The organism is Desulfobacter sp., assembly GCF_050177295.1.
The window spans coordinates 1-5,096 of the sequence record NZ_JBFXHE010000324.1 but is presented as its reverse complement, the minus strand read 5'-3'; the positions used below and the strand labels follow the sequence as shown (position 1 = coordinate 5,096).

Here is a 5,096-nt window from a genome sequence, read left to right as displayed (position 1 = left end):
CGTCGATGCTATGGAATATTTAACATCCAGCATCTTAGACAACGGATTCTTTTGGACACTTTAGGGGCTGACCTGGTTATTACAAATTAGGGTGAGTGTCAACCACGGAAAAGCTCGGAGAGCCAAAATTATCTGTTTCATACTATAATTTCTAAAAATTTAATCATCTTTTTTTGTGGAATAAAGAGATAAATATGCAAAAGTTTTTAATCAATACAGAGGCGTTAAGCACAGATAAGGCCGTCATCCATGGTCAGGACGCAAAACATATATGCAAGGTACTCAGGCTTAAGCCCAAAGACACCATTTCCATGACCAATGGCCATGGCACTGATTTTACAGGTAGTATAGATAAGATCTCTCCTGAATGTGTTGAAATTTCCATTTTAAGTGAAAAAAAAAGCCTCACGGAATCGAATCTCGATCTGACTTTGTGTACTGCCATGCTCAAACACAACAAGATGGATGAGATTATTAAACAGATTACCCAGCTTGGAGTCACTCGCTGGATTCCTTTTTATTGTAAAAGATCCATTCCATTGTCAGGCCCAAATAGGGAAAAAAAACACATTGAGCGGTGGCAGACCATTGCCAGGGAGTCTTTGAAGCAATGTAGAAGATCCTGCCTTGTTGAAATTATGCCTCCCATGGATTTTGAACAGGTCCTGGCCTTTTCAAAAGGCTGTTCACACAGATTCGCTTTCTGGGAAGCATCGGACCGGCCCTTTGCCGGATCGGCTCCCGGAGAGAACAACAAAGCTGTTGTCCTGATCGGGCCGGAGGGCGGATTTGAAGAGGAAGAGGTCAGAAGTGCCGTTGAATCGGGATTTATAGGTTACTCCCTTGGACCCAGGATTTTAAGGGCAGAAACAGCAGCCGTCTGTGCCTGTGGTTTAATCCAGTATCTGCTGGGTGATATGGGAGGGTGTTTAAAATAATATTCTTAATGCTTGTATAATTTTTTGCTTGACTTGAACGGTTAAAGAACATATAAATTTGTCGTTGTTTGATGTGCCCAGGTAGCTCAGTCGGTAGAGCAGGGGACTGAAAATCCCCGTGTCAGCAGTTCAATTCTGTTCCTGGGCACCACGTTATTATAAAAGCTTTCAGCGGTTTTCGTTGAAAGCTTTTTTGATTTATACACCATGAGGATCGGGCCAGACGCTCGATTGTTTTCCGGTTTGTGGATGGCAGGAGGCATGCGAATGCTTTGCCGCAGAACATTTTATATGTTAACCATATTCTGTAAAAAAGGTGGGCCCAATGCACAGATACTGCATTGGGCCCACCTTTTTTTATCTTTCTATACTATGAGGTATACGTATTACAAAAACAGGTAACAGGAAATAAGGCCTGTTATTGACATGGTGATGGTGTACGGCAGTGCAAGCCAAACCATTCGGCCATAGGAGAGTCTGATGACGGGTGCCAAGGCTGAAGTCAGTAAGAACAGGAAAGCTGCCTGACCATTTGGCGTTGCCACACTCGGGATGTTTGTTCCGGTATTGATTGCAACGGCCAGGTTGTCAAAATGATGGATAACTTCGTGTGCTTTGGCAGCAGCGTCTGCCGGAAGGGCAGCCAGCACGTCAGCCCGGACAAGTTCCGGGTTGGTAAGTTTGTCCATCAGTTCCTGTCCGGTCATACCAATATCGGGGATCTGTGCAAGCACATTGACAAAATGCATCTTTGTTTCCGTAATATATACGGTGGCAACAAAAACATTGTCAGAAATCGATGATAATAAACCGTTTGCAATATAGTATGCCCCAAGCTGTAGATGGCCATGAAGACCGAGAACAAAATGCATGATGGGGTCGAAAAGATGTTGTTCGTGAATCACCGCAACAATGGAGAAAAAGACAATCAGCAGCGCAGTAAACGGCAGGGCTTCCGTAAATGCCTGTCCAAAATGGTGTTCGTCGGTAATTCCGTTCAGAGAGGTCAGGAAGATGATGACGGATAGTCCGATCAGACCTACCGCGGCAAGATGGAAGGCAAGGGCAAGGATCAGCCAGATACCCGCAATGGCCTGTATAACAAGTCTGACCTTGCCTTTGGTTCCTTGTTTTTCTTCCATTTTGACTGCGGTTTCCAGCAGGTGGGAACGGATGTTGCCGGGCATTTCAACGCCATAGCCGAACCAGTGCATTTTCTCCAGTCCATAACAGGTCCCAAGCCCGACAATGAGGACGGGGATGGAGACCGGTGCAACTTCGAGAAAGAAGTCAACAAAGTGCCAGCCCATCTGGTGGCCGATCAGCAGGTTCTGGGGTTCCCCAACCAGGGTACAGACACCGCCCAGAGCGGTACCCACAGCACCATGCATCATCAAGTTGCGCAAAAAACCCCGAAACTGAACCAGGTCATCCCGTTTTGCCATTTGGCATGCGTTATCGTCGGTGAGATCATGTTCGCAGGTGCTGTCTTTTCCCGAGGCATACCGGTGGTAGACATTGTAAAAACCATATGCAACCGCGATGATGACCGCTGTAACGGTCAACGCATCAAGGAAAGCGGACAGAAAAGCGCCGGCAAAACAGAAAAGCAACGCAATCACAACTTTAGACTGCACCCGCACAAGTATCCGAGTGAAGGTGAACTGCAAAAATTCCTTCATGAAATAGATGCCTGCAACCATAAACATCAGAAGAAGGATAACCTCAAAATTGGCCAGTGCTTCGTGGTAAACGGTTTCGGGTTTGGCCATACCCATGATAATGGCTTCAATCGCCAGAAGACCGCCCGAAGGTAACGGGTAGCATTTCAGTGCCATGGCCAGGGTAAAAATGAATTCTCCAATGAGTACCCAGCCTGTAATAAAAGGGCCGGCGGTAATAAGGAGAATGGGGTTGATAATTAGGAACACTATAATAGCAAGCTTGTACCATATGGGAGCATTTCCTAAAAAGTTTTTTACAAAGGCGTTGAACATGGTCGGATCCTCACAATTAGTATTAGGAACAACAGGTTATAAGTTATACATTTGTTACAAGTTATGCCTTCTAACATCCTATGTGCAAAAATTCAACAGAGTATTCAACGTTGGCGCATTAATTTAGCCGGAATTTGAAGAGAGAAAGATGGTTTTGGAATTTATGAAAGCAGGGTCGGCAATCATCCTTCCGGTACTGCAGTGAAGTCGCTCTACCGGCTATTTTTTTTGAAAAGGGTTACGCCACATCCGATAAGGGGAGTTCATTACGATTTTTCCAAGTAGATGGGCTGCAGCCGGCGTGGTCATAATAAAAAACAACATAATACCGACAACCCGGGAGGTTACAGCCGTATCCGTGAAAAACAGGGCGACCGCAAGCACGATCATTCCGATACCAAAGGTGCCCGCCTTAGTCGCAGCATGGGTCCGCATGTAGATGTCCGGCATTCTGAGAACACCCAGGGCAGCCATAAGGGTAAAAAAAGTACCGGTGATAAGGCAGATGGCCATCAGGATTTCCATGGAGGCTCCTCCTTGCTTTTTTTGGATTGAATCAGCCGGGATTTCATGAATGCCACAAAAGCCACGGTGCCCACAAACATCACCAGGGCCAGTGTGATTGCGATGTCCAGAAAAGCGGTTTGTCCGCTGGTAATGGTAAACACGGCAATGAAACTGATGGTAATGGACCCGATCAAGTCCATGGCGATGAGCCGGTCTGCGTGTGTCGGGCCTATAATCAGACGAATAAATGCCAGCACAAAGCTGACCAGCAATCCGGTGAAGGTAATGGTCACAGCCATGGTCATCAAATCACCCACGTGTCACCTCCAGCAGTTTTTTTTCCAGTCCGTTTTTAATCCCGGAAATGACGGCATTGTGATCCTGGGCAAACATGGCGTGCACAATGAGATGGGATTTCTCCTCTGTGATATCCAGACTGAGTGTCCCGGGGGTTAACGAGACCATATTGGCAAGCAGGGTGATCTCAACATCCGTTTTTGCATCCAAGGGAATATGAACAATGTCCGGGACACTTTTAGGGGTCGGCGTCAGTACCTCCCAGGCAACCCGTAAAACCGATATCGTCATTTCATAATGAAAATAAACCACCAGAACAACTGAAGCCTTCAATCGTCTGAAATAAGATTTGTCCTGGCCAAAGGGGCGTGTCAGCCACAGGCAGCCCAGGCCCAGCAGGAAACCGATAGCAAAATCAGTGATGCCGTAGGCATTGTTGACCAGGACCCAGGCACCGGCAAATAACAGATTGAGAACAAAATAAATCATCATCTGTCTCCCAGTACGGCCTTGACGTAAAGAATCGGATCAAGAAGCTGAACCGCGGCGCGGTCGGCATACTGAAAAAAAGGTTCTGCAAAAAGCCCTATGATTATCGTAATCAGGGCAAAAATGGCTATGGGCACCAGATATAAACCTGTTTCTCTAAAGCTCACCGACGGGGACGGTGTTACGTCGTTCGGTGCCGCCTCCCAGAACACCTGGTTCCATATTTTTAACATGGAGTAAACCGTGAGAACCCCGACAAAAAGCGCGGTTGCGGCCAGTATGGTGTGACCGGTTTCAAGACTTGCCCGGACAACTGCAAATTTACTCCAGAAACCGGAGAGAGGAGGAAAACCGGCCAGTGAGAATGCCGGTATCAAAAACAAAACGGCGACCAAAGGCACGGATCGGTAGACACCGCCCATTTGTGACAGATGGTCACTGCCGAGTTTGCGGTTTAAAAAACCACCGATGAGAAAGAGGTTTGCCTTTACGATGATATGATGGATCAGATAAAGGATGGAACCGGCCAGGGCCAGCCGAGTATAAAGCGCAAGACCGATGATGATATACCCGACCTGACTGATGATATGAAAAGATAGGATCTTTTTTATGGTGAAACGGCCGGCAGCCCCCAAAACACCTGTCAGCATGGTCAGACCGGACAACACAATTAAAATGGTCTGCCAGATGGTTCCTTCAAAAGGAAGGACAAGGGTGAATATCCGCATCATGGCATAAATGCCGACTTTGGTCAGCAGGCCGGCAAAAAGAGCTGCAATACTGCTGGGAAGGGTGTGGTAGGAGGCCGGAAGCCATGCAAACACAGGAAACAGGGCTGATTTAACCGAAAAAGAAAATAAAAACAGAC

At 46.9% G+C, this 5,096-nt stretch carries 6 protein-coding genes and 1 tRNA gene; 2 read left to right on the top strand and 5 right to left on the bottom strand.

Annotated features, from left to right (window positions below; genetic code table 11):
- The first annotated feature begins 194 nt into the window (after window positions 1-194).
- Together AB7U36_RS18095 and AB7U36_RS18090 are read left to right on the top strand one after the other, a co-directional pair.
- Window positions 195-938, top strand: coding sequence for an RsmE family RNA methyltransferase (locus tag AB7U36_RS18095; RefSeq protein WP_428160673.1), 744 nt, complete (start codon window positions 195-197; stop codon window positions 936-938).
- Between the two features lie 75 nt (window positions 939-1,013).
- Window positions 1,014-1,089 (top strand) — tRNA-Phe (locus AB7U36_RS18090).
- A gap of 235 nt (window positions 1,090-1,324) precedes the next feature.
- Here the strand turns inward: AB7U36_RS18090 and nhaB are convergent.
- From nhaB to AB7U36_RS18065, 5 genes are all read right to left on the bottom strand, one after another.
- Window positions 1,325-2,935: a sodium/proton antiporter NhaB gene (gene nhaB / locus AB7U36_RS18085; RefSeq protein WP_428160624.1), complete on the bottom strand. Its 1,611-nt coding sequence runs from the start codon at window positions 2,933-2,935 to the stop codon at window positions 1,325-1,327.
- A gap of 219 nt (window positions 2,936-3,154) precedes the next feature.
- Complete coding sequence (mnhG, locus tag AB7U36_RS18080; protein WP_286820426.1) at window positions 3,155-3,460, bottom strand: monovalent cation/H(+) antiporter subunit G; 306 nt, start codon at window positions 3,458-3,460, stop codon at window positions 3,155-3,157.
- Window positions 3,448-3,759 (bottom strand): cation:proton antiporter, encoded by a 312-nt coding sequence (locus AB7U36_RS18075; RefSeq protein ID WP_287563305.1) that lies wholly within the window; start codon window positions 3,757-3,759, stop codon window positions 3,448-3,450. Before AB7U36_RS18075 ends, mnhG begins: the two co-directional genes overlap by 13 nt.
- Entirely contained in the window at window positions 3,752-4,231 is a 480-nt protein-coding gene (locus tag AB7U36_RS18070; RefSeq protein WP_428161066.1) for a Na+/H+ antiporter subunit E, read from the bottom strand. Before AB7U36_RS18070 ends, AB7U36_RS18075 begins: the two co-directional genes overlap by 8 nt.
- Window positions 4,228-5,096, bottom strand: an 869-nt coding sequence (locus tag AB7U36_RS18065) for a proton-conducting transporter membrane subunit (protein ID WP_428161065.1), incomplete at its 5' end; no start/stop codon positions are given. The genes AB7U36_RS18065 and AB7U36_RS18070, both read right to left, overlap by 4 nt.

Bases quoted from the DNA above. Each gene is read 5' to 3' on its own strand.
- AB7U36_RS18095 (WP_428160673.1), top strand. From the start codon at position 195: ATGCAAAAGTTTTTAATCAATACAGAGGCGTTAAGCACAGATAAGGCC.
- nhaB (WP_428160624.1), bottom strand. From the start codon at position 2,935: ATGTTCAACGCCTTTGTAAAAAACTTTTTAGGAAATGCTCCCATATGG.
- mnhG (WP_286820426.1), bottom strand. From the start codon at position 3,460: ATGGAAATCCTGATGGCCATCTGCCTTATCACCGGTACTTTTTTTACC.
- AB7U36_RS18070 (WP_428161066.1), bottom strand. From the start codon at position 4,231: ATGATGATTTATTTTGTTCTCAATCTGTTATTTGCCGGTGCCTGGGTC.